The organism is Lentibacter sp. (assembly GCF_965658795.1).
Classification (GTDB): Bacteria; Pseudomonadota; Alphaproteobacteria; order Rhodobacterales; family Rhodobacteraceae; genus Lentibacter.
In genome coordinates this window covers 1-21509 of sequence record NZ_CBFHTG010000017.1, presented here as the reverse complement: position 1 = coordinate 21509, position 21509 = coordinate 1, and the positions used below count along the sequence as shown (strand labels likewise).

The following is a 21509-nucleotide window of genomic DNA, read 5'->3' as shown; positions in this document are numbered from 1 at the left end:
CATAAAATCAATAGCTTACAGCACAAGGCAGATGTGAATAACATGGGACTCCAGCGTAAGAGATTGCACAGTAAATGTCGCACCTTGATCAAACGCACCCACAGGGATGAGAAGTGTTGCCCGCAGTCGCCCACTGGACACTGCACATATCTGCACATCACTGAAGCCAATCATCTGTCCCGTCACAGGAAAGAGCGCTTTATAAACGGCTTCTTTGGCCGAAAAGAGATGAACGGGCTGCAACACGTCCTGCCCGGCAAGCCACAGTCTTTCTGCTGGCAAGGTCACGGCCTCGACCACGGCGTCAGACATCGGGTCAAGCTCTTCCACATCGCACCCGATGCTTTGAAAGCTGTGTGCTTGGGCGCAGAGGGCAAAGCAGAGATCATCGCAATGCGTGATGGAGCCAATAAAGCCGCGCGGCCAGACAGGGGCACGGCTGGAATGGCTCAGGATCGGGCAAGCGCCCTGCCCCAAAGCCGCAAGAGCGGCCCGCGCCGCGCGTCGGCCTGCTGCAAACTCGCGCTGCCGCTTTGGCACGGCGCGGGCGATATGGGCCGTTTCCTGCTCAAATAGCCCTGCCACCTCGGAGCGCGGATCTTCAACCGCAAAGCTCACGCCTTGCGGCAGACTTTGCGCCAGCGCCGCTGTAGCCGCGCTCAAGCTCATGATGCGCGTGCCAGTTGACGGCGCGCGCGCATCTGGCGGCGGCGTGACATGGTTTCATCAACCGAAACCTCCGGCTGCGGCTTTGCTTTGGGCTTGGGCGCTTCTGCTTTTTTGCCGCTTACACTCGCCCCAAGCTCGCGCACCCGCGCTGCAAGCGCGCCAAGCGTGGGAAAGCGGAACACATCTGTGATCGACAGGCGCGGTACGGTGCACAGCTCGCGAATTTCGCGGTGGGCCTGGACTGCCAAGAGCGAGTGCCCCCCAAGATCAAAGAAGTTGTCATGGCTCCGAACATTGGCAACCCCCAGAACCTTCGTCCAGATACCGCTGATTTCGGCTTCGATCGCGTCATCACTGCCGATAACAGGCGCATCCTGTCTCACATCTGGCTGTGCGACCGCGCTCGGCGCGGGCAGCGCGTTGCGATCAACTTTTTTGTTGGGCGTCAGCGGAAACTCTTTCATAATTACAAAGTGTTGCGGGATCATGAACTCTGGCAAATCCCGCGCAAGAGCGGCTCGCAAAGCCGCCTCATCCAGTGCGCCCGAGCTGAGCAGATAAGCTACGAGGCGCATATCGCCCGGCGTGTCTTGCCGCGCCATAACGACAGCCTGACGAATGCTCGCCTGCTCATGCAAACGCGCCTCGATTTCGCCCAGCTCGATGCGATAGCCGCGCAGCTTTACCTGTGTGTCGGCACGGCCGATATAGCCAAGTTTGCCATCGGCCTGCCAGCGCACGAGATCGCCCGTGCGGTACATGCGCCCTGTGTGAAACGGATTGGGCAAGAAGCGCTCTGCCGTCAGATCTTCCCGCTGGAAATAGCCACGTGCAACCCCCGCACCGCCAATGAAGAGCTCACCCGCCACACCCACGGGGCAAGGCTGCATATTCTCATCCAGCACATAAACCTGCGTGTTGGCGATGGGCGTGCCGATGTTGACGGTGTCTTCCCCCCCCTGCACCGTCTCGGTTGTTGACCAGATTGTTGTTTCTGTGGGGCCATACATGTTTTCGATGCTGGCGTCGGTCAGGCTTTGCAGCTCGCTCACGAGGTTGGCTGGCAAAGCCTCGCCCCCGATCATCAGGTGCTTCAGGCGCGACAGTGCCATGCGGCTTTCTTCATTGAGCGTCAGCATACGGGCGAGTGACGGGGTGCATTGCAGGTGGGTCACATTGTGACGTACGATCTGGGCGGCGAGCGAGAAATCATCATCATTCACGCTGCGCGCCTCATTGGTGCGGCGGTGCACCTCGGCCAAGGGCTTAAGCCCTTCCAGCACCACATCAGGGTCGATGCCGTAGTCGATCAGGCAGCCGATCTCGTCCACCCCGATGCGCTTGAGTTGTTCCACACGGTCAAGGCAGTCTTCCACCGTGCCAAAGAGGCCGCTGTCTTCAAAGTAGCGCTCGAATGCAAACTCAAGGATCGCGTCAAGTTCCTCAGCCGCAAGGATCTCCAGATCAAGCTGGAAGGGGTTATCAACGCCTTTGGGTTTTTTAAACGCCGGGAAGGCCCATGCGTATTGCTTGATGAGGCCCGCAGCCGCGTTGAGATAATCTTTCATCGGCTGGCGCGCAATGTCGCGCGCATGGTCGCGCGTGTCCGAAACAAAGGTATGCAACATGAGGGTTACAGTGAAGTCGTCAGGGTTATGCCCTGCCTTTTCAAGGGCTTCACGGTAGATTTTTATCTTGTCGCCAACTTCATCAATTGATTGGCCCAAAAGGTGCGTCAGGACATTTGCCCCTATCTCACCTGCCTCGCGCCATGTGTCAGGGTTTCCTGCGGTTGTGACCCAAATGGGCAACTCGGCAGATACCGGGCGCGGCTGGGTGACAACCGCCACGTCCTTGCCAGACCCGTTGGGGTAGCTCACAGCTTCGCCACGCCAAAGCGCACGAAGCTGGTTGATTGCCTCATACATGGCGGGCTTGTTGGCGGGAGGTGCATTTTCTGGGCGCAGCACAAAGTCATCAGGCTGCCAACCAGAGGCGATTGCGAGGCCTGCGCGCCCTTCTGTGAGGTTATCGATCACGGCCCATTCTTCAGCGATGCGCAGCGGATGATGCAAAGGGGCAACGCAGGAGCCAGACCGCACGGCGATGTTTTTGGTGACCGCCGCAACAGCAGCGCCTGTAACAGAGGGGTTGGGGTATGGGCCACCAAAGGCATGGAAGTGGCGCTCAGGCGTCCAGACCGCGCTGAACCCGTGACTGTCGGCAAATTTGGCCCCCTCCAACAGAAGGTTATATTTCTTTTTGCCAGGGCCATCGTCATTGCCCCAGTAAAACAAGCCAAAATCCATACCCTTTTCTGTCATCGAGATACGGCCATTGGAGACAAGGCTCTTGCTCTCATCGCCCGCCAGAACAAGCTTGTAGCCCCGTGCAAGCGTATAAAACAACTCAAGCACCGAGATATCAAAGGACAGAGAGGTGACCGCCAGCCAGACAGGAGCATCGCCCTTTTCAAGCCGTTCATCCATACCCGTGAAGAAATTTGCAACATTGCGATGCTCGACCATGACGCCTTTGGGGCGACCTGTGGAGCCTGACGTGTAGATCAGATAGGCCAGATCCTCAGGGCCAGCGCCATCTGGCAAATCAGCCTCGGGGGCCATGGCGATGCGCGGATCAGCATCGAGCACAAACATGGTGGCACGGCCTTTGGGCAAGCTCGGCGCAAGGGAGGCTTGGGAGACGATGACAGGCGCAGCACTGTCATTGATGTAGAGCGCGATGCGATCTTCAGGGTATGCGGGATCAATCGGAACATAAGCTCCGCCTGCTTTGAGAATGGCGAGGGCCCCAATCAGCAGCTGCGGTCCGCGATGAACGCAAAGGCCCACAAGCGTGCCTGCGCCAACGCCCATATCGCGCAGCACATGGGCAGCTTTGTTGGCCCGCGCATTGAGGGTGGCGTAGCTCAGCGCCTCTCCCTCAAACACAAGTGCGATAGCCTCAGGCGTGCGTGCGACTTGCGCCTCAAAGAGGCGATGAACAGGCGTGGTCTCTGCCTCACTCTCCGTGTTGTTCCAGCCTTGAACCACAAGGCCTCTCTCGGCCTCAGGCATCAACGGCCAATTAGACGGGTTTGCCTCCAGAACGGCCAGCCTTGCAATATGCTCAAGGCGCGCAACCCACAACGAAGCCAAGGCAGGAGACACCTTGCTTGAATCAAAATATATACTTTTAAAGCATAATGTTAGTAGTGAATTATCATGTGCCGCATCAATCTCGCTCAGGGCGATTTCCGGCGGCGTTATCCGCTCGATCTGGGGGTCACGCAGCACGAGGTCACCTGCAAAACAAGGATGCTTGCGTGCGGCTTTAAGGCGGGAGGCAAAGTCCGCACCGTAGCGCAAGGGAACCCAACCACTCACGTGGCCCTCAGCCGCGGGCGCTGTGCCCGCCACAAAGGCAAGGTCAGCCGCCCCCTCGCCACTCAGGCCCTGAACAAGGCCAGCAAAGCGGCGCCAAAGCTCGTCCTGATCTATGCCGTCTGGAAGGTTCAGAGGCAGGCGCTCATAGGTGGCGCCTGCAGATGTGGGCCGAACAGCGCCAAGGGTCGCAGGCACAAGGCTGCGCAGCTCGTTGCGCCAAACCGTATCGCCGCGCGCGGCCACGTCTTGTGCTGCGCTCAGGGCATCTCGCGCCTCTTGCGTGAGGGTGGCAATCTGTGCGCCCTTTACAAAAAGCTCAGAAGGTTTGAGCGGCGCGGCGCCCAGCGTCATCAGGTCTTTGAGAACAACAGGTGCCGTGCCTGTGGCCACGGTCACAGAGCGCTCGGACACATCAATAACCGTGCCCGCAGGGACACTGGCCTTTGGCAGGCCTGACGCCACTGCGCCCTTTACCGCCACCACCTGCCCGCCGTGGATCAGGCGTGGTGTTGTGAGAGGGTTCCAATACGGCCCATGGTCAAGCCCCAAGACCAGCGCAAGAATGTCTTCAGCTTGGGCGGTGAAATCAAGTGTGGCAAAGGCTTCCGGGCGTTGAAATTTACCAAAATAGGAGCGTGCGCGGCTGTCTTGCGGCTGACAGGCAACCTCGGGCTGAGCCAAACGGCGCATCAGCTCATCAAAGCTGCTAAAAGCCGCCTCATAGGCTTTGGTATTGAGTGTCAGCGCCGTATCGTGGGGCGTAATCGCAAAAGGCACCTGCAAAATTACATCGCCCGTATCAACGCCGGCTTCGATAAAGTGCCACGTGATGCCATGCTCCGTTTCACCGTTCAACTTAGCCCAGACAGGGGCATTCAGGCCCGCGTAGCGCGGCAGAGGGCTATCGTGAAAGTTGACGCATCCGCGCTTGGGCAGAGCCAAGACATCTTCGCCCAGCATATCCAGGTTGGCGATCGACAGGAGCCAGTCGGCCTCGGCTCCGACAAGACGCGCCCCAAGCCCCTCGCCTGCAGCAACAACCGCAAGACCCTGTGTCTCGGCCCAATCGGCCAGCTCGCCATTGTGGGTGACAAAGCGGGCAATGCTGTGCCCTGCAGCCAGCCATTTTTCGGCGCAATTTCGGGTGAGGCTTTCATTGCCAATGATAATAGCGGACAGTTTCATGCGCTGTCTCCTTCTGTTGCAGGGCGCGCGACCAGCGCGGGGGCCTTCTGCTGTGTTTTGCGTGCAAAAAGTGAGCGGGCGGCATGGCCCGCCAAGTGGCGCAAGAACTGCGGTGCAGCCTCAAGCGGCTTGCGATCAATGACGCGGCGCAGGCGGTAAAACGCCCCCCCCGCAAGATGCAGGAGCGTTGCCAAAGACGCATAGGCCAGCCCATGATTTTTGGTGAAATAGTGCCAGCGGCTGTCAAACCAGTAGTCCGGCACGCGGCCCCATTCTTTCATGCCCGTTGACACAGAGCCAATATGTGTCACAGCACTTTTGCGCACATAAACCGTCGGCCAGCCCGCACGCGCAGCACGGCGGCAGAGGTCTGTTTCTTCGAAATAGAGAAAAAAGGCCTCATCAAAAAGCCCGATCTCTGCAAGCGTTTGCGCCCGCATCATCATGCTCGCACCTGCAAGCCAATCAACCATCACGGTTTCATGCGGCACTGGCAAAGGCACGATTGATTGCTGCAAAAGCCGCGAGACAGGGCCAAAGCGCATTGCACCCTCAAGCTCGCCCAAAGCAGACGGGAAGCGAAAGGCAGTCTGGTGAGCGATGCCATCGGGGCCATGAATGTAGCTGCCCGCAAAGCCCACATTGGCGTGCTTCACAAGATAATCGCGTAAAGCCCGAATGCTGCCAGCGTCAGGAAAGGCATCAGAGTTGAGAATGTAGTAAAAATCAGGAGCCTCGCCGTTGCTCAGCCCTGCCCGCATACCAAAATTATTGCCTGCGCCAAAGCCGCCGTTATGGCCCGACTGGAGCACACGAACAGGCCAGCCTGCGTCACGGACACCCGCTGTGAGAGCCTCAAACGAGCCATCCTGACTGTCATTGTCAACAATCACCAGCTCGGCATTCAGCCCCTCAAGCTCACGGATGGCCGCCTCAGCCGCCTTGAGGGTCATGTCAGGCGTCTTGTAGTTAAGGATGACAGCAAGAATACTGGGCGCGCTCATCTAGCTGGCCTCCCGTCGCTTTTGGGGCATGGCGGCAACACGTGCCGCACGGGCGGCAGGGTTTTCGGCATCTTCTATACAGCGGCGCAAGCGCGCGGCAAGCACGCGCACGTTGGGCTCAAGCACCATTGAATCGTGATCTCCGGGAACCTCAAACACCTCAACCATCGGAGCATGCGCCCGCCAGTCATTGTCATTGGTCACGTAGCTGCGCTCTGAACTCACCATCGCACCCCCCGTAACATGCCACTTGCCAACCAGCGGTGGGCGGAAGAGCGCAAGCGGCCCCTCCCAGAGGTGGAGTTGATAGGTAGAGACAGCCGCGAGGAAGGCGGCCTCAATTTCAGAATTATGAAATGAAGTTGATCTATTGTCCGTGACTTGTGTGGATTTATTAAAGCGCTTTCCAAGCTCCCACGTGACGCGCCGCGCGAGCCACTTCAGCGGGTAAAGCACACCGCCTCCCTTTAGCTCAGCAAGCTGTATCATCATACGGTCAGCAAGCTCTAGCGGACGGCGCTGTGGCAGAGGCGTGTCGAGCATCACAAGCATCATGACCTCTTCGCCCGCCGCCTCAAGCTGCTGGGCAATCTCCAGCGCGATGATACCACCGCCAGAGAAACCACCAAGCATATAGGGGCCACGCGGCTGCACTGCCTTGATCTCTTTGAGGTAGTCGGCCGCCGCTTCGGGAATAGAACGATGCGGGGCCTGATCTCCATAGAGGCCACGGGCCTGCATGCCGTAAAACGGGCGGTCTGTCCCCAAAAGATGCGCGAGGTGGCGCAGGTTGAGCACATTGCCAAACATACCCGCAACGAGGAAGAACGGGCGGCGCGGCCCACCTTCCCCCTGATGCATAGGCACCAGATGGGTAAAGCGGCGCTCGGGTGTTTTGGCTGTATTTGTGGCTTCAGGTACGCTCTCGTCTGAGAGGGCAACCCCCTCGGCCATGATCATCGCGGCGCATTTGCGGATTGTGGGGGCCTCAAACAGCACCGAGATGGGGAAGTCTACATCAAAGGCTTTCTTCACCTGCGCAAAGAGGCGTACCGCGATCAGCGAATGCCCGCCAAGCTCAAAAAAGTCATCCTCTGCGCCAACTTGGGACACCCCTAGAAGACCGCTCCAGAACTCGGCCAGCTTCGCTTCAACTGGCCCTTCAGGCGCGACATATTCGCTATCCAGATCAGGACGGGCAAAACTTTGCTCTGATTTGGCCGGCTGAACTGCGCTCGCCTCGGCTTGGGCGACGAGCCCTGCAAGGTCAAGCGACGACACGACAAGCTGGGCTTGCGAGGAGCCAAGCGCACGGCGAAAGGCCTCGGCCCCTTCAGTCGGGGTGATGCCGAGGCGGATATTATCGCGCAAACGCTCTTCTGCGGGTGAGAGCGTGCGTGTTGCGCCACGATCCGGGATCTCGAGATCGCGCGCAGCCGGTCCTGCCGTTGCAAAGCCCTCGGCCCCATCCAGACGGCGGATCGAAAAGCCGCGCACTTCGGCGCAGACGTTTCCAGTGGTGTCACAGAGCACAATGTCAAAGCTCGCAGCACCCGTCTCAGACCGGTTGTCAGCAGCGTTTTGAACCCAAGAGATGACTTCGTCAGGCAACCGGCGATACACACGTAAAGCACCGTAAGACACAGGAACCCACAGGTGGCTTGGTGTGTAGCCCTCAATAAGGGACATCGCCCAGCCTGTCGCAAGGTCCATAAGGCCCGGATGCAGCGCGCAACCGTCCCGAGCCGCAGCCTTAGGCAGCATAAGGCGTGCAAGCCCCTCGCCCTGCCCCAGCGTTGTTTCCTTGATCGTCCGCCAGCGCGGCCCAAAAATCAGGTGTTCTTCCTGTGGAGAGCGCAGGGTGCGGCCCTCTTCGGCAAGGCTGTGCTGCGGACAGCGCTCTGAAATAGCCGCGATATCAAGAGGAGGTGGCTGACGCATATCCATGAGGACAAGTTCGCCTGTCGCATTTGTCTCAAAGCCTGTGCGCCCCTCAACCTCGCGCGAGGACTGAACCTTGAAGTCATAGCCCGTATCTGTGCGCGACAATGTCACTCGAAGCTCTCGGCTGGCGCCATCGGCGACATCAAGAGCGCGTAAGAAATAGAGATTGCGCAGCTCAAATTCCGCGCTCTCGCCTTGAGCCGCCAGCGCTTCCGCCGCCAGTTCAAGATAGCCTGTGCCAGGGAAAAGCGCATGGCTCTGTTTTGTGCGGTGCTCGTTGAGCACCCAGTGCTCGGTTGTCAGCTTCGCCTTAAAGAGGCGATTGCCCTTAGCATCAAAGCTGGCCTGCTCAAGAATAGCCGCCTCCAGAGGTGTATCGCTCTGGTCAGGTGTCTCGCCTGCAAGGCCAAGCGCTTCGGCAGCCATGCCAACTTCGGCCCAAATGCCCCAGTTGAGTGCAAGCACACGTGTCTTGCCACCTTGGTGGGCCTTGGCAAAGGCATTGAGAAACTCATTGGCGGCCACATAATCGACCTGACCGACAGGCGCTGTGACAGTAGAGCTCGAAGCAAACAATACCAGAAAGTCTAGCGCCCCATCGGGGAAGAGCTGGTGCAGCACATCGGTGCCGTGGAGTTTGGGTGTGAAGACATCTTCGATGTCAGCGGGGGTTTTGGCCAAGAGTGGCGCGTCTTTGATCATGCCGGCTGCATGAATGACGCCGTGAAGGGCCCCAAAGCGCATCTGCACCTTTTCGAGTGCCCCACGCATATCTTCGACATTGGAGACATCCGCGGCCACAACCAAAACATGCCCCCCCAAGCTTTCCAGCCGTTCAACAGCCGAAATGCGGCGCGAGACCGTGTCATGGCTGCCGTGGCGCAGCTTATAACCCTCCCAAGCCTCGCGTGGCGGTAGAGCAGTTCGCGCGACAAGGACGATTTTCGCCTTGTGGCGTCGCACCAGATCTTCTGCCAGCGTCAGGCCTATGCCACCAAAGCCGCCGGTGATCAGATATGTTCCGCCATCACGCAGCGGCAAGTCTTGCGACGCCCCCAGAGGCTCGGGGCGGAAAACCTGCTCAAAGCGACGCTCCCCGCGCCATGCTGCCACCGCATTGGCGGGTGTCGCCAACAGCTCTTCCAAGAGCAGCGGTACGAGAGCCTCAAACGCGCCCGGATCGGGCAGCTCGATATCCACCATCTTCGCAGTGACACCCGCCATTTCGCGCGGGATCACTTTTATGGGGCCACTTATGGTCGCTTTTTCAGGGTAGGCCAGCGGCTCGCCGCGCAGGGTTGCTGCGCCAGTGGTAAAGGCGGTGATGGCCACGGGCGGCCAATCGGCAGCCGCCATGGCTTGAGCCATGAAGAGCAGTGCATAAAAGCCTTGTTCTTGCGTACGGTGGAAAAAGCTTGAACCCGGGCGATGGCTTTCATCGGCTGTCACCAGCCAGAAATGCGCAATACGGCTGGGCTGGAGACCACGCTCGGACAAGTCCTGAACGAGTAGCTCATAGCCCTCGCGCCCTCTCTCGGGTGACAGGATATAGCCACCTTCTCCATCACGGCCGAAAGCATCGCCTGTGCGCACGGGCGTGACCTCATGACCCGCATCAAGGAGTTTTGCACTGAGTGTTTGGCCAAGGCCTGCGTCGTCCATAAAGACGAGCCAGCTTTGCTTTTCAGCCCGCTCAAGCCCTGCAAGAACATCGACATCGCAGTCTGCCGCTTTGGGCTTCCAAGCGGGAGCGAAGCCCCAATCAGCCACATCGCCCAAGCGGGAAAGATGGCTGGGCACGGCCTTGGCCGCAGCTTTGCTGGCTTGAATGAAATAAGGTTTGCGCTGGAACTGATAGCTCGGCAATGGCAGGCGCAAACGGCGCGCATCGCCCCATATCTGGCCCCAGTCAAATGTGCCCCCCATGGCCCAGATACGGCCAAGCTGTGCGAGAAACCATTTGTCATCACCGATGTTGTCTTCGGGATGGCGCAGCGCCGAGATCACCTGATCACGGCGGATGTTGGGGTTTTGCTGCGTCAATGACGAGAGCGCACGGCCCGGGCCCATTTCTATATAGATGCGTTCTTCCCGTGCGCTGAGGGTATCAATGCAAGCCGCAAACAGGACAGTACTGCGCAGATGTGCAACCCAATACTCAGGGTCCTTTGCCTGCTCTTCGGTGAGCAAAGCGCCTGAGCGATTGGAGACAATCGCGATTTGGGGCGCATTCAGCGTGATAGAGCGCAGGTAGTCGCCAAACCCCTGAAGGATGGGCTCAAGCATCCGCGAATGTGCGGCGATGTCGATGGCGACGCGCTGACAATCAATGTCATCGGCCTCAAGGCGCTTTTGCAGATCGGCCAGAGCGGCATCGGGGCCGGACGCAACCGAGAGGCTCGGCGCATTGACAGAGGCAAGATCAAGCGTATCGCCAAGGTAGGGCTTGAGCGCCTCGGCAGGCAGCGAGACAGACAGCATGCCGCCCGCGGGCACAGTGTCAAACAGCCGCCCGCGCAGGTGCACAAGGCCGATACAGTCTTCAAAGCTCATCACGCCGGCAAGGCAAGCAGCGGTGTTTTCGCCCATGGAGTGCCCCACAAGCAAGTCGGGCTTCACGCCCCAGCTCATCCAGAGTTGGGCCAGTGCATATTCCACGATCATGATCAACGGGAGCTGCACCGAAGGCTTCTTGAGCGTCTCCTCTGCTTCGGCGCGGACCTCTGCTTCGGGCAACCAGAGCGCGCGCAGATCATAATCAAGGCGTGGCGTAAGAATATCAAGGCCACGGTCCATCCACTCGGCAAAGACCGGCTCTGTCTCGTAAAGGTCGTGGGCCATGCCAGCATATTGCGCGCCCCCACCCGGGAACATGAAGACCGTCTCAGGCTTGTTCATGGCTTGGTGTGTGAAGGCACGGCGCGGATCATTTTCGCGCCAAAGGCTGGCCGCTTCCTCATGGGTTTCGGCCACAATCACGCGGCGGCGTTCAAACGCGCGGCGGCCTTCTTTGAGGGTAAAGGCAATATCGGCCAAGTCTTGCTCTGGATGTGCGACAACATGATCAGCCATAGCGGCCGTGTTGTCTTCGAGCGCGGCTTTGGAGCGGGCTGAGGTGCACAGGATCTGGAAGGGCCATTCGCTGGCATCGCTCGCCAGACGCGCAGGCGCTTCTTCCAACACAACATGAGCGTTGGTGCCGCCAACGCCAAGAGAGTTGACCCCTGCACGGCGCGGGCCTTTGTGGCTGACCCAGTCGCGCAGGGTATTGTTGACCACGAAAGGCGAGGTTTCAAAATCAATCGTCGGGTTGGGTTTCTCAAAGCCAAGTGAGGGTGGCATTTGCCCCTCTTTCAACGCGAGGCTGGCTTTGATCAGGCTGGCCACCCCAGCGGCGGTGTCCAAGTGGCCGATGTTTGTTTTGACAGAGCCAATGCGACAAAAGCCCTCTTCATCGGTGGTTTTGCGGAAGGCCTCTGTGAGGGCAGTCACTTCAATGGGGTCACCCAGATATGTGCCTGTGCCGTGGCACTCAACATAGTCGATTGTGTCGGCAGATGTTCCTGCAATGGCTTGTGCTTCTTTGATCGCGGCGGCCTGCCCATCCACCGAGGGGGCCAGGTAGCCTGCTTTGGCTGCACCATCGTTATTGACAGCGCTGCCTTTGATGACAGCCCAAATATGATCATTGTCGCGCAAGGCATCTTCCATCCGCTTGAGCACGACCGCGCCTGCACCCGAGCCAAAGACAGTGCCTTGAGCGCGGTGGTCAAACGCGTGGCAGTGACCATCGGGCGAGAGAATTTCACCCTCCTTGAACACATAGCCATGACCATGAGGCAGCTCGATTGTGACGCCACCCGCGAGCGCCATGTCACATTCGCCTGTCAGCAGCGCCTGCGCGGCATAATGCGTGGCAACAAGCGAGGTGGAACACGCGGTTTGCAGCGTCAGAGACGGACCTTTCAGATCAAACACATGGCTGGCGCGTGTGCTGAGAAAGTCTTTATCATTGCCGGTGTGCCGCAGAAGGAACATGCCCACATCCTCGACAAGCTCAGGATTGGCGCAGATATTGAAATAGAAATAGCTGCCCATACCACAGCCCGCAAACACACCTATTGGCCCTGCAACGCTCTCGGGGGGATGGCCTGCGCTTTCGAAGGCCTCCCACGCCACTTCCAGAAATTGGCGGTGCTGCGGATCAAGGATCGCGCTTTCTTTTGGCGAAAAGCCGAAAAAATCGCCATCAAAATACTCAAACTTATCCAGAATCGCAGCGTGTGGCACGTAGTCGGGCCGCGCGCGCAGAGCTTCAGGCACACCAGCTTCGGCCAGTTCTTCATCAGAGAGTTTGCGGATCGAGCGCACGCCATCGCGCAGATTGGCCCAGTATTGCTCAATCGTGGACGACCCGGGCAGATGGGCCGCCATACCAACAATGGCAATATCGTTTTCGCCTGTAATTGGCGTTTTACTCGTACTGGACATTCACTTCATTCCCAAAACTCAGGCGCGCGAAAGACTCGTCACATAAAATTGCGGTCAAAATTTGACCCTGCACGGCAGAACCTCGAGTTTATCCGCTTCTGCAGGAAAAAACACATTGTTTACGCATTGGCACTAATCGCAATCAGCGCATCCAGCGCTTCGCGGTTGGTCCAATAGCAAAGCAGCGCCAGCAAAATACCCAAGGCGGCCAAAACGCCATCATGCAACGCATCCCAAGCCCCGGTATGTTTGGAGAGCCAGACAACAACAGGATAAGCCAGCACCATCGCTGCGCCCTGCCCGATGATCGCGCCAGAAAGACCATCAAGCACCAGCCCGATGTAGAGGCAGGCCACTGTGAAAGCCGCTTTTGTGCCCGCAAGCACAAAGAAGCGTTTGCTGTCGCCGGTCGCAAGCGCGGCCTGATCATAGGTGAGAGCGATGAGAAACGGGATTTGCATGAGCGCCACCAAGACAGTGATCGGACCTGCCTGCGCATAGCGCGAATCATAGAGAAACTCGACGATCCAGACACCCCCAAGCCCAAAGACTGCAACCATGCCAAAGAGCGCGAGTGAAACTGCAAAGCGCATCTTTCGCAGACGCGCAAAGTTTTCGGCGCTCTCGAGTGGTGGCCACTCCCGATAGATCGGGATCAACATACGGTTGACCAGAACCATCCCAAGAAGCAGCGGGAAAGAGGCTAGAAAATATCCTATATTATAAACGCCAAACGCATCGAGCGGTAGGTATTTACCCAGCATAAGCTTGCTCGCCTGCGTGATGATAAAGCCTGCAACCGTGGACAGAAATATCCATTTGCCAAAGCTGATAAGCTCGTCCGCCGCAAGACGCTCCCAACGGAAACGGTTGCGCGCGCCCGGCAAGAAAAACTCATAAATCAGAAGTTCAGCCACAGCACTGATCAGCCCAGACAGGATCAAAGCCCAGACAGATTGGAGCCAATAGGCAAGTAGAACGGCCGACAGCACACCGATCAGCTGGCTGATCATATCTATGCTGGTGATCCGCCCAAGCCGCAGGTGCCTGTTGGCCTCGAGATATCGCGTGGTGTTGAAGCCCGAGATCACCTGGGAAAAGGCAGTGACGGGCAGCATATAGACCAGCTCGGGCACCTCATAAAAGAGGGCCAGCGGCCAAGCCAAAGCACAGGCCGTCAACCATAACAGCCAACCGCGTATGACCTGAATGGTCCAAGCGGTGTCGAGAAAATCACGTTCGTCGCCACGCTTTGACTGTAAAATGGCGGGGCCAACGCCAACGTCAGAAAACATATTGAGGCCCATCAAAAAGACCGTGATGAGCGCCATAAGCCCGAAAGCTTCAGGAAAGAGCAGCCGCGTCAGCACCAGGTTGGACAGAAGCCGCATCGCCTGACTCCAGCCAAAGCCAAACACAGTCAGCCCCGCGCCGCGCAGAATGCGGGCCGCGAGGCTCTCGCCTTTGGTGAGCCGGGCATAAAGAGTCATCGCCCCCTGCTCCACGTGCCTGTGTCTTTGCCAAAACGGGTTAGAAGCGAAACGCCACCGTAGACCGCAAACCCTATCGGGTCAGACAGCGCCATGCGCAGAATACGCGCTGGCGTGAGGCTCGGTTTGTCGTTGTTTTTGGTCAGTTCCGGATAAAGCGCTTCAATCTCGGCGACCCCTGCGTTCTGGCGCTTGCGCACGCGCACGAGGTTGGCAAACCCTTCAACAAGCGGCCACGTATAGCCACCGCGCAGCAACAGCCGCTCGCTCGGGGCAAAGCTGAGGCGCACATAGGTATCATCAGAGATAATCTCAGGAAATGCCCCCCAACGACGGCGGCCCGCAGCGCTCACGCCAAAGAGCCCGCATCCGGGCACGCCATGCTGCATGAAGGGCACACGTGCGTAAATGCGCGCGTAAGCTCGCGTAGCAAAGCTGTGCGGCGGCGCAATACGGCACTGGCCGCTGGCATAGATCGCTTTATCTGATTGCAAAACGCGCGCCAGTTTGTCCAAGAGTGCCACATCCAAGCGCACATCGGCATCAAGGTAGGCCCGCGCACGATGGCGTGCAGCGGCATCACCAGCATTCAGCGCGCCCATTTTACCGCCCTCATACCGTTCGATCACTTGAAAATCCCAGCCCATAGCTTTGAATTTGGGCGCAAAACTGCGCGCGATATCTGCAGTGCTGTCAGCACAACCATTGGCCACGACCAAGATCTCAATCGGCATTGGCACAGGAATAGAGCCTGAGCCGTAGCCAGGCTTGGGGTTCGAGGCCAGAAGCGCCTCAAGGCAGCCACCGATTTCGCCAGCTTCGTTGCTGGCAGGAATAATCACTGAGAGACCTGCCACTTAAAAAACCTCACAAAGTGCAGGGTTGCAGGCAGAGTGCTTCACAGTGCAGTCTCTGGCAAAATTATCTGGCGCAACCATGCCAATACCCTTAACGATTCTGCTCTTGAGAAAGAGGCGTATTTTGCAAAACAACTCAAAAGTTCCTGAAAAAATTGGCATCCTAATACCCCAGTTTCCGGGTCAAACCCATATTTTCTTTTGGCGTGAGATCCTTGAACTACAAAATCTGGGCGTGAATGTGACGCTTTTCAGCACGCGGATGCCCCCTGCCGGGCTTATCTCGCACAGCTGGTCAGACACCGCGATGCGCCGTACCAACTATCTGGTGGACATGTCCGTCATAAATGCGGCCTTGGCACTTTTGCGCTTTCCTTGGTCCGTGCTCAAAGAGGATTTGCGGCGTGAGCCACGCGAGTTTCTCAAAGACATCCTGCTGAGCCTGCCAGCGGCGCGGCGCTTGGCGCGCGCCTGCAAAAAAGAAGGTATAACCCATGTTCACGCCCATTCGGCACGCCGCGCAGCCACGATTGCGGCCCTCGCCAAAGTGATCTGGGGGGTGGACTATTCTCTCACCCTTCATGGCCCAATGTCTGATTACGGCCCCGGGCAAGGCTTTAAGTGGCGTCATGCCCGCTTCGGAACCGTCATCACCCGCAAGTTACGCGGTGAGCTGCGCGAGGCCTTGGGGGGAGACGTACCTGACCAACTCTATTTGCAACCCATGGGCGTTGATACCGACGAGCTTGCACGCAATGCGCCCTATCAGCCACCCGAGGCAGGCGAGCCGCTAAAGCTGTTTTCATGCGGGCGGCTCAATATGGTCAAAGGCCATCAGGATTTGATGGACGCTGTGAAGCTGCTGCGCGATCGTGGCATTGATGCACGCCTTGAAATTGCAGGACAAGATGACGACGGCGGCGCTGGTTATTACGCGGTTTTGGCGCAAAAAATTAAAGACCTTAACCTTGAAGACCATGTTACGCTTTTGGGCGCAATCGGTGCCGACATGGTGCACCAAAAGCTTCTGGACGCACATATCTTTGTGCTCGCAAGTTGGCATGAGCCTTTGGGCGTTGCCTATATGGAGGCCATGAGCTGCGCTGTGCCGACTGTGGGCACCGATGCTGGCGGTGTACCCGAACTCATCGAGCATGGCGTGAACGGCATTCTTGTTGCCCCCAAAGCCCCCGAAATTTTGGCTGACACGATCGAAAATCTGGCCACTGATGGCGAAAAGCTCAAGGCTCTCTCGGCAGCGGGGCGCGACACAATCGTTCATGGCTTCTCATCACACAAAGGCGCTGAGACCCTGATTGAAGGGCTGAAGGCCTAGCCCCTCACTGAAATGCGAGTCGGAATTTGCGCGTCGGTTCGCCCGAAAAGTAGAGCGTTTCTACATCGCGCAGATAGCTTGTGACGGAGCCGCGCTGTGCGTGCACAAGCCCGCCAGCCTCAAAAAGCTGGTACTCCTCAGAGCGCCCGACCAACTCAACCGTGTCAAACCCGGCACCGCCGTTGAAATGGTCAGCACCGCCGCCAGAGACCATAAAGTCATCTCCGGGGCCACCGATGAGGGCGTCTTCCTCGGCTGTTCCAACAAGCCTGTCTGGCCCTTGCCCACCATAAAGCACGACACCGTTGCGAAAGGTGCCGTCGGCGCGCGCAGGCAGATCTGGCTGGATCGCATTCGCAGCCATGAGCGCGTCCCAGCGCGGATTTTCATCTTGCAGGTGGCGCAATGCGCCCCAGCTGCCGTATTTGGTGGCCGGGGCCACATCGACAAACGCGTTGAACAGCGTTCCACCGACATCTCGCCAGCGGCGGAGCAGCTCTTCATAGAGCTTACCCACCTCTGCATCATAGTTGAACGAGATAAAAAACTCGACCAAGTCTTCATCATTGATCGCTTCACCATGAGGGGTCACATGCGTACCACCTTCATACATGACAAGCTGCATCCCAAGTTCGCGTGCAACACCCGCGTGATAGGGCCAAGCGCTTTCTGTCAGCTCCTTGAAAGAGCCCTCCCAGAGCATTTCGGCCACTTCGGGGTAAGCCGCATCAAAGCGGATCGGCTCGATTTCGGCTTCTAGTGCGCGGCGCTGCAACCCTTTGGCGCGGCCAACCTCTTCGGCTTTGGCAACAGATTTTGCTACGGCTTGGCGCAGTTTGGGCAAGCCCTCTTCTTCTAGCCCCAAATCAAAGCCAAAATAGCCTGACACGGCATAGGCATCAAAACTCTCCTTGGGTGGGGCAAGCCCTTCAGCAACCGCGAGGGGGGCCTCTAGGAACGGCTCTTCCAGCCCTTGCCAGCCTGTGTGAACGCCCATCACGCGCACAAGGCGCGTGTCAGCTTCAGTGCCGTAGACATCTGACCAAATCCCCATCACTTCGGCAGCCCGCAGGCCCGAAAACTGCATCCAAGCATCGGCCTCTACATTCCAACGCTTGCGCGCCTCTTCAACCGCCCATTTGGTTTGGGGGAAAATATGGTTCCACAGCTCGTTGGAAAACTCGACATAAGCTTTCAAACGCGGATCAAGCGTGGCTTTGGTCAGCTCTGCAAACTGGCGCATGTAAGCGTCATCGGCTTCATGTGGCATACAGATCCAAGGGTCAGCCCCGACCTGATTTGACAACCGAATGATCACTTCGGCAGGCACACCTTGCCAAGCGTAAGAAAAATTCTTTTCGGTTGGGCGGCCTTCCCAGGTCTTCACAGGTGAACCGTTGGTGAGCATCCAGTCCATAAACCGCAGGCTGCGCGCATTTTCGATACGCGCGATCCATGCTGGGTTAAATGTGGCACCTGCTTCAAAAAGCGGGATATGGTCTTCTCTGACAATCTCGATATCGCGGATATAATTGCCTGTGCCGTTAGGGTCGGTGCTCTCAATCCCTATGGCAACGAGGCCTTCGCCAGGGGTGTAGCTCAACCAAATTTCGTTGCCATCGCCAGCACCACGCGAGGTCTGCCCGCGCCCAGTCACCGAGAGCTTGCCTTCCCCTTTCCAGCGGATGCGGTAGCGGCTGGCCATATCTGTGGCCGCCTCGGGCTGGTCTGTCATGACAAAGGCTTCAAGCTTGCTTGCCTCGGCAGGCAAACGGCGCGGATAACCGAAAGGATCAATAAGCCCCCGCTCCATGAGATCGCTCATCTGGATCGCGCCCCACTCGTCTCCCACATGTCCGACCCAAGGGCGCGCGGTTTTCATGATGTTCAGGAAGGGATGTTGTGTAGACCAGTCGGAAACGCCGTCAAGCCCAAGGGCAAGCGACGGATTTTGCAGCTGCCCCTGTGGGACAGCCGACAAAACGGGCAGCACTTCTGTCGTGGCAACTGCTGCGCTTGGCAGCTCAGGTGCAGGCACTGTGGCTGCAGCCTGTTCCTCGCCGCCTTGCAAAGCCGCGATCCGCGCCGCAATCGCCGCTTGATTGTCACGCACCAAAGGATGGATCGACTCGGGCAGTTGCATCTCGCTTGGTGCTGGCTCACCGTAAAGTGCAGGGTAAACAGCCATTGCGGCAAGGTAGTAGAGCGTTGGCGCACCATGGGGCGCATCATCAAGATACAAATCCTCAACAGGAATTTCATTGAGCGGCGCTTCACTCAAGAGCTGTGAGAGCGTTCGCGCAACTGGAATGAGCTTAACATCGGCCTCAGGGCGGCTCGCACTCACTTGGGCGGCCAGATCGACATACCAGTCGTGATAGTCACCTATGTTATACTCGTGAAACTTGCGAAGCCCCCGCGCTCGAGGCGGGAAGCTGCCAGCAACACCTGCCATCTCTGCCCAGCCTTCATAGATCAAAAGGGGGCGTGCGCCGACTTTGGTGTCCATAAGCTGTAGCATGGTCGAGACTGGCGAGGCGCCATCAGGATTGTCGCCATCAAAGGGTGCATCTGGCGTTTGATATTGAATGAAGTTGGCCGGGTTGACCATAATATGAGTCAAATCAGCTTGCGCAAAGCGTACGCGGTCGCGGTTCCATGCAGACTTCACACCCTTGAAGGACCAGTTGGAAATGGGCTCTTCCTCGCGCACGAAATCACGCAAGAAGCCCCACTGCCCGTCTGCTGCAAAACTATGTCCACCCGTTTTGGCCATTTGGGCCAGCCAATACGGGACAGTCGTTTCGTCGCCGCCCTCTAAATGGTTGATCAACGAGTTGCCAAAAATATAAACTCGTGCGTCCTTTGCCTGTGCCATCATTGGCAGCCAAAGCAGCACGATAAACAAGTACGCGCATCTCTTTAAGATCATTCAGGTCTACTCCCTTGAAGACGTTTGGTCTTGCGTTCTAAGATAGGCTTTGACTGCTTGCCTTAAAGGCTGAAAAGGGCAGGATTTTGTCACGAGTGCTGATTTGAGGTCGAAATGAGCCGAATTCTTACCGACGCTGCGCCTGATGACGCAAATGTCTCTGCCTCGATCCCGGATTGGAGCCGCGAAACCGTCCAGTGTTTTTGGGATCCGGGGCGTAAGCTTTTACGTGCGATCCGGCGCTATCAAGCGGCCAAGGCAAGCAAAGGACCTTTTGCGCGGCTGGCTGCCAAATACTGGGTGATCAACCACAGCTTCTGGTCCCTCATCACTCAAAGCGAGATCCACCTCACAACCGAAATCGGCGGTGGCTTGCGCCTGACCCACCCCACAGGAATTATCATTCACCCTGATGCCAAGATCGGCCCGAATTGCATGATCTTTCATCAAGTCACGCTGGCAGGCCCTGTCGTTTTGGGTGGCCACGTTGATGTGGGCGCGGGAGCAAAGCTCTTGGCCCCCCTCACTGTGGGTGACCATGTCATCATAGGGGCCAATGCGGTTGTGACAAAAGATGTGCCCTCCAGCGTCACGGTTGCAGGTATCCCTGCAAAAATCATTTCCTAAGCAGTTACCCTAACGTCCTGATCGGCTGGGCGCGTCAGGCAAAATCAAACCGGCGCAAATCTTCGCCCGCAAGAACCGCGCGGTAGAGTGCGCTCGCGTGGTCTCCTTTTTGCGCCCATGTGTAGGCGCTTTCCGCGTAGACCTGCCCGCGCGTGGCACAAGCGGCCATATGCTCAGGTTCTGAAACACAGCGCTCGAGCGCTTTGGTGAAGCCCTCAACCATCTCTTCAATCGGCGCAATCGCGACAGCATCTCCACGCCCATCCGCCACCAGAGCCCCGGGCGCACCGTAGTCGGCAACGAGGCAATGAAGGCCACAGGCCATTGCCTCGATGACCACACCAGCTCCAAGCTCGCGGATAGACGGGAAGATAAAGCCATCACAGCCGCGCATCATTTCGGCCACATCTGCTTGAGACTTACGCCCCTCAAGCGTGACACAATCCTGCAGTCCAAACTCATCAATCACAGCACGCATCCGCGCCTCTTCCGGTCCGCTGCCCAGAATGTGAAGATGATGCTTCTGCAAAGCTTTTGAGGCTGCAAAAGCACGGATCGGCAGCTCAGGCAGCTTGTAAGGCACAAGCCGCCCTGCATAGAGAAAGTGCTTTTTTCCATCGTCACTGCGCTGGCCTGCGGGTTGTGCGCCTTTGGCGTGAAAAATCTCCGGGTCAAAGCCGATTTCAGGGACCATCACAATCCGCTCCTCCTCAACGCGTGTCAGATCGGCACGGGTATGTTCGAAGGCTGTCAGAACCGCCGCTGCACGGTCATAGGTTGAGCGGGCAAAGGGCAGGATTTTGTAAAGGTTGCGAAGGCTGCGAAGCTTCTCCTTTTCGCGGGCCTGTTCGGCCAGAAAGGCCTTCGGCCAATCCAGATTGCCATTGAGCGGGCCAATCAAAAAAGGGGTTTTAAGCTTATGGGCAATATAGCTCGGCAAGGTCGGTGACATCGGTGTGATACGGTGAACAATATCATACTCGCGGGCCTTCAATGCGCCCTTGAAATGCTTCCAGACCTCACGCTCAAACGCCAGATAGGGCAGATAATTCATCATCATGGAAGTAGACCACGCGACCTCTTCCCCCCCTCGCAGCCAGCGCGCCAACTTGAACATCGGCGCAGCAATATACTCTGTGTCCAAGTACACCATATCAAGGCCATGAGCGGCTTTTTCTATGTTTTCACGGTTGCGCACATGTGTCGCCACAGTCACATCACAGTGCTCCGCAATCGCACGCGCATATTTGTAGCCAACAATAGGGAGCGAGGGCCACTCAGGGTTACATTCATCTGCCAGAATAAGAACTTTGAGGCGTTTGCTCATACTTACATTACCGTTTCAATTTTCATTTTGTGAGCCCGCACGCGTGGCATGTAGTTTTCGGTATAGCCCAGCAGCGCACCGCAGAGCATCCAGGTCAGCGGGGTGATCGTGGCATTTGGCAGCAGATCAAACAGGTTAAACCCGAGGATCAGCGCCAGCGCACCCAGATAGGGAGACGTGTACGTCTCTTTGGTAAGAACAAAGCTGCGGGCAAAAAGGACAAACAAGGGCCAACTAAACAACAGAAACTCCGCCAAATAT

At 57.7% G+C, this 21509-nt stretch carries 10 protein-coding genes and 1 pseudogene; 2 read left to right on the top strand and 9 right to left on the bottom strand.

Translation table 11 applies throughout. The features are described from left to right. Nucleotides 1-15: 15 nt before the first annotated feature. The 6 genes from ACTG3X_RS11565 to ACTG3X_RS11540 all read right to left on the bottom strand — a co-directional run bounded on the left by ACTG3X_RS11565 (nt 16) and on the right by ACTG3X_RS11540 (nt 15026). The gene (locus tag ACTG3X_RS11565; protein ID WP_439111430.1) at nt 16-669 is read right to left on the bottom strand and encodes a 4'-phosphopantetheinyl transferase family protein; all 654 of its coding nucleotides are present in this window, start codon (nt 667-669) and stop codon (nt 16-18) included. After that, nucleotides 666-5240 carry a MupA/Atu3671 family FMN-dependent luciferase-like monooxygenase gene (locus ACTG3X_RS11560; protein WP_439111429.1) on the bottom strand — a complete coding sequence of 1525 codons (4575 nt, stop codon included), beginning with the start codon at nt 5238-5240 and terminating at the stop codon, nt 666-668. Before ACTG3X_RS11560 ends, ACTG3X_RS11565 begins: the two co-directional genes overlap by 4 nt. Further along, nucleotides 5237-6244 carry a glycosyltransferase family 2 protein gene (locus tag ACTG3X_RS11555; protein ID WP_439111428.1) on the bottom strand — a complete coding sequence of 336 codons (1008 nt, stop codon included), beginning with the start codon at nt 6242-6244 and terminating at the stop codon, nt 5237-5239. The genes ACTG3X_RS11560 and ACTG3X_RS11555 overlap by 4 nt, the downstream gene beginning before the upstream one ends. Continuing rightward, nucleotides 6245-12679: a type I polyketide synthase gene (locus ACTG3X_RS11550; RefSeq protein WP_439111427.1), complete on the bottom strand. Its 6435-nt coding sequence runs from the start codon at nt 12677-12679 to the stop codon at nt 6245-6247. It abuts the gene before it with no gap. Nucleotides 12680-12798: 119 nt separating this feature from the next. Continuing rightward, on the bottom strand, nt 12799-14169 hold the full coding sequence (locus ACTG3X_RS11545) for an oligosaccharide flippase family protein (protein ID WP_439111426.1): 1371 nt from the start codon (nt 14167-14169) through the stop codon (nt 12799-12801). Next, entirely contained in the window at nt 14166-15026 is an 861-nt protein-coding gene (locus tag ACTG3X_RS11540; RefSeq protein ID WP_439111425.1) for a glycosyltransferase family 2 protein, read from the bottom strand. Before ACTG3X_RS11540 ends, ACTG3X_RS11545 begins: the two co-directional genes overlap by 4 nt. A gap of 124 nt (nt 15027-15150) precedes the next feature. Here ACTG3X_RS11540 and epsE point away from each other — a divergent pair, with 124 nt between their 5' ends. Beyond that, entirely contained in the window at nt 15151-16362 is a 1212-nt protein-coding gene (gene epsE / locus ACTG3X_RS11535; protein WP_439111424.1) for an exopolysaccharide biosynthesis GT4 family glycosyltransferase EpsE, read from the top strand. A gap of 4 nt (nt 16363-16366) precedes the next feature. Here epsE and ACTG3X_RS11530 read toward each other — a convergent pair whose 3' ends face one another. Then, a complete protein-coding gene (locus tag ACTG3X_RS11530) occupies nt 16367-19240 on the bottom strand; it encodes a calcium-binding protein (RefSeq protein WP_439111423.1) in 2874 nt (957 codons plus the stop codon). A gap of 168 nt (nt 19241-19408) precedes the next feature. Here ACTG3X_RS11530 and ACTG3X_RS11525 point away from each other — a divergent pair, with 168 nt between their 5' ends. After that, nucleotides 19409-19921: a serine O-acetyltransferase gene (locus tag ACTG3X_RS11525; RefSeq protein ID WP_439111422.1), complete on the top strand. Its 513-nt coding sequence runs from the start codon at nt 19409-19411 to the stop codon at nt 19919-19921. Nucleotides 19922-19955: 34 nt separating this feature from the next. Here the strand turns inward: ACTG3X_RS11525 and ACTG3X_RS11520 are convergent, their stop codons facing one another. Both ACTG3X_RS11520 and ACTG3X_RS11515 read right to left on the bottom strand, forming a co-directional pair. Beyond that, complete coding sequence (locus ACTG3X_RS11520) at nt 19956-21248, bottom strand: glycosyltransferase family 4 protein (protein WP_439111421.1); 1293 nt, start codon at nt 21246-21248, stop codon at nt 19956-19958. Between the two features lie 2 nt (nt 21249-21250). Next, nucleotides 21251-21509, bottom strand: a pseudogene (locus ACTG3X_RS11515) (hypothetical protein); the annotation flags it as partial.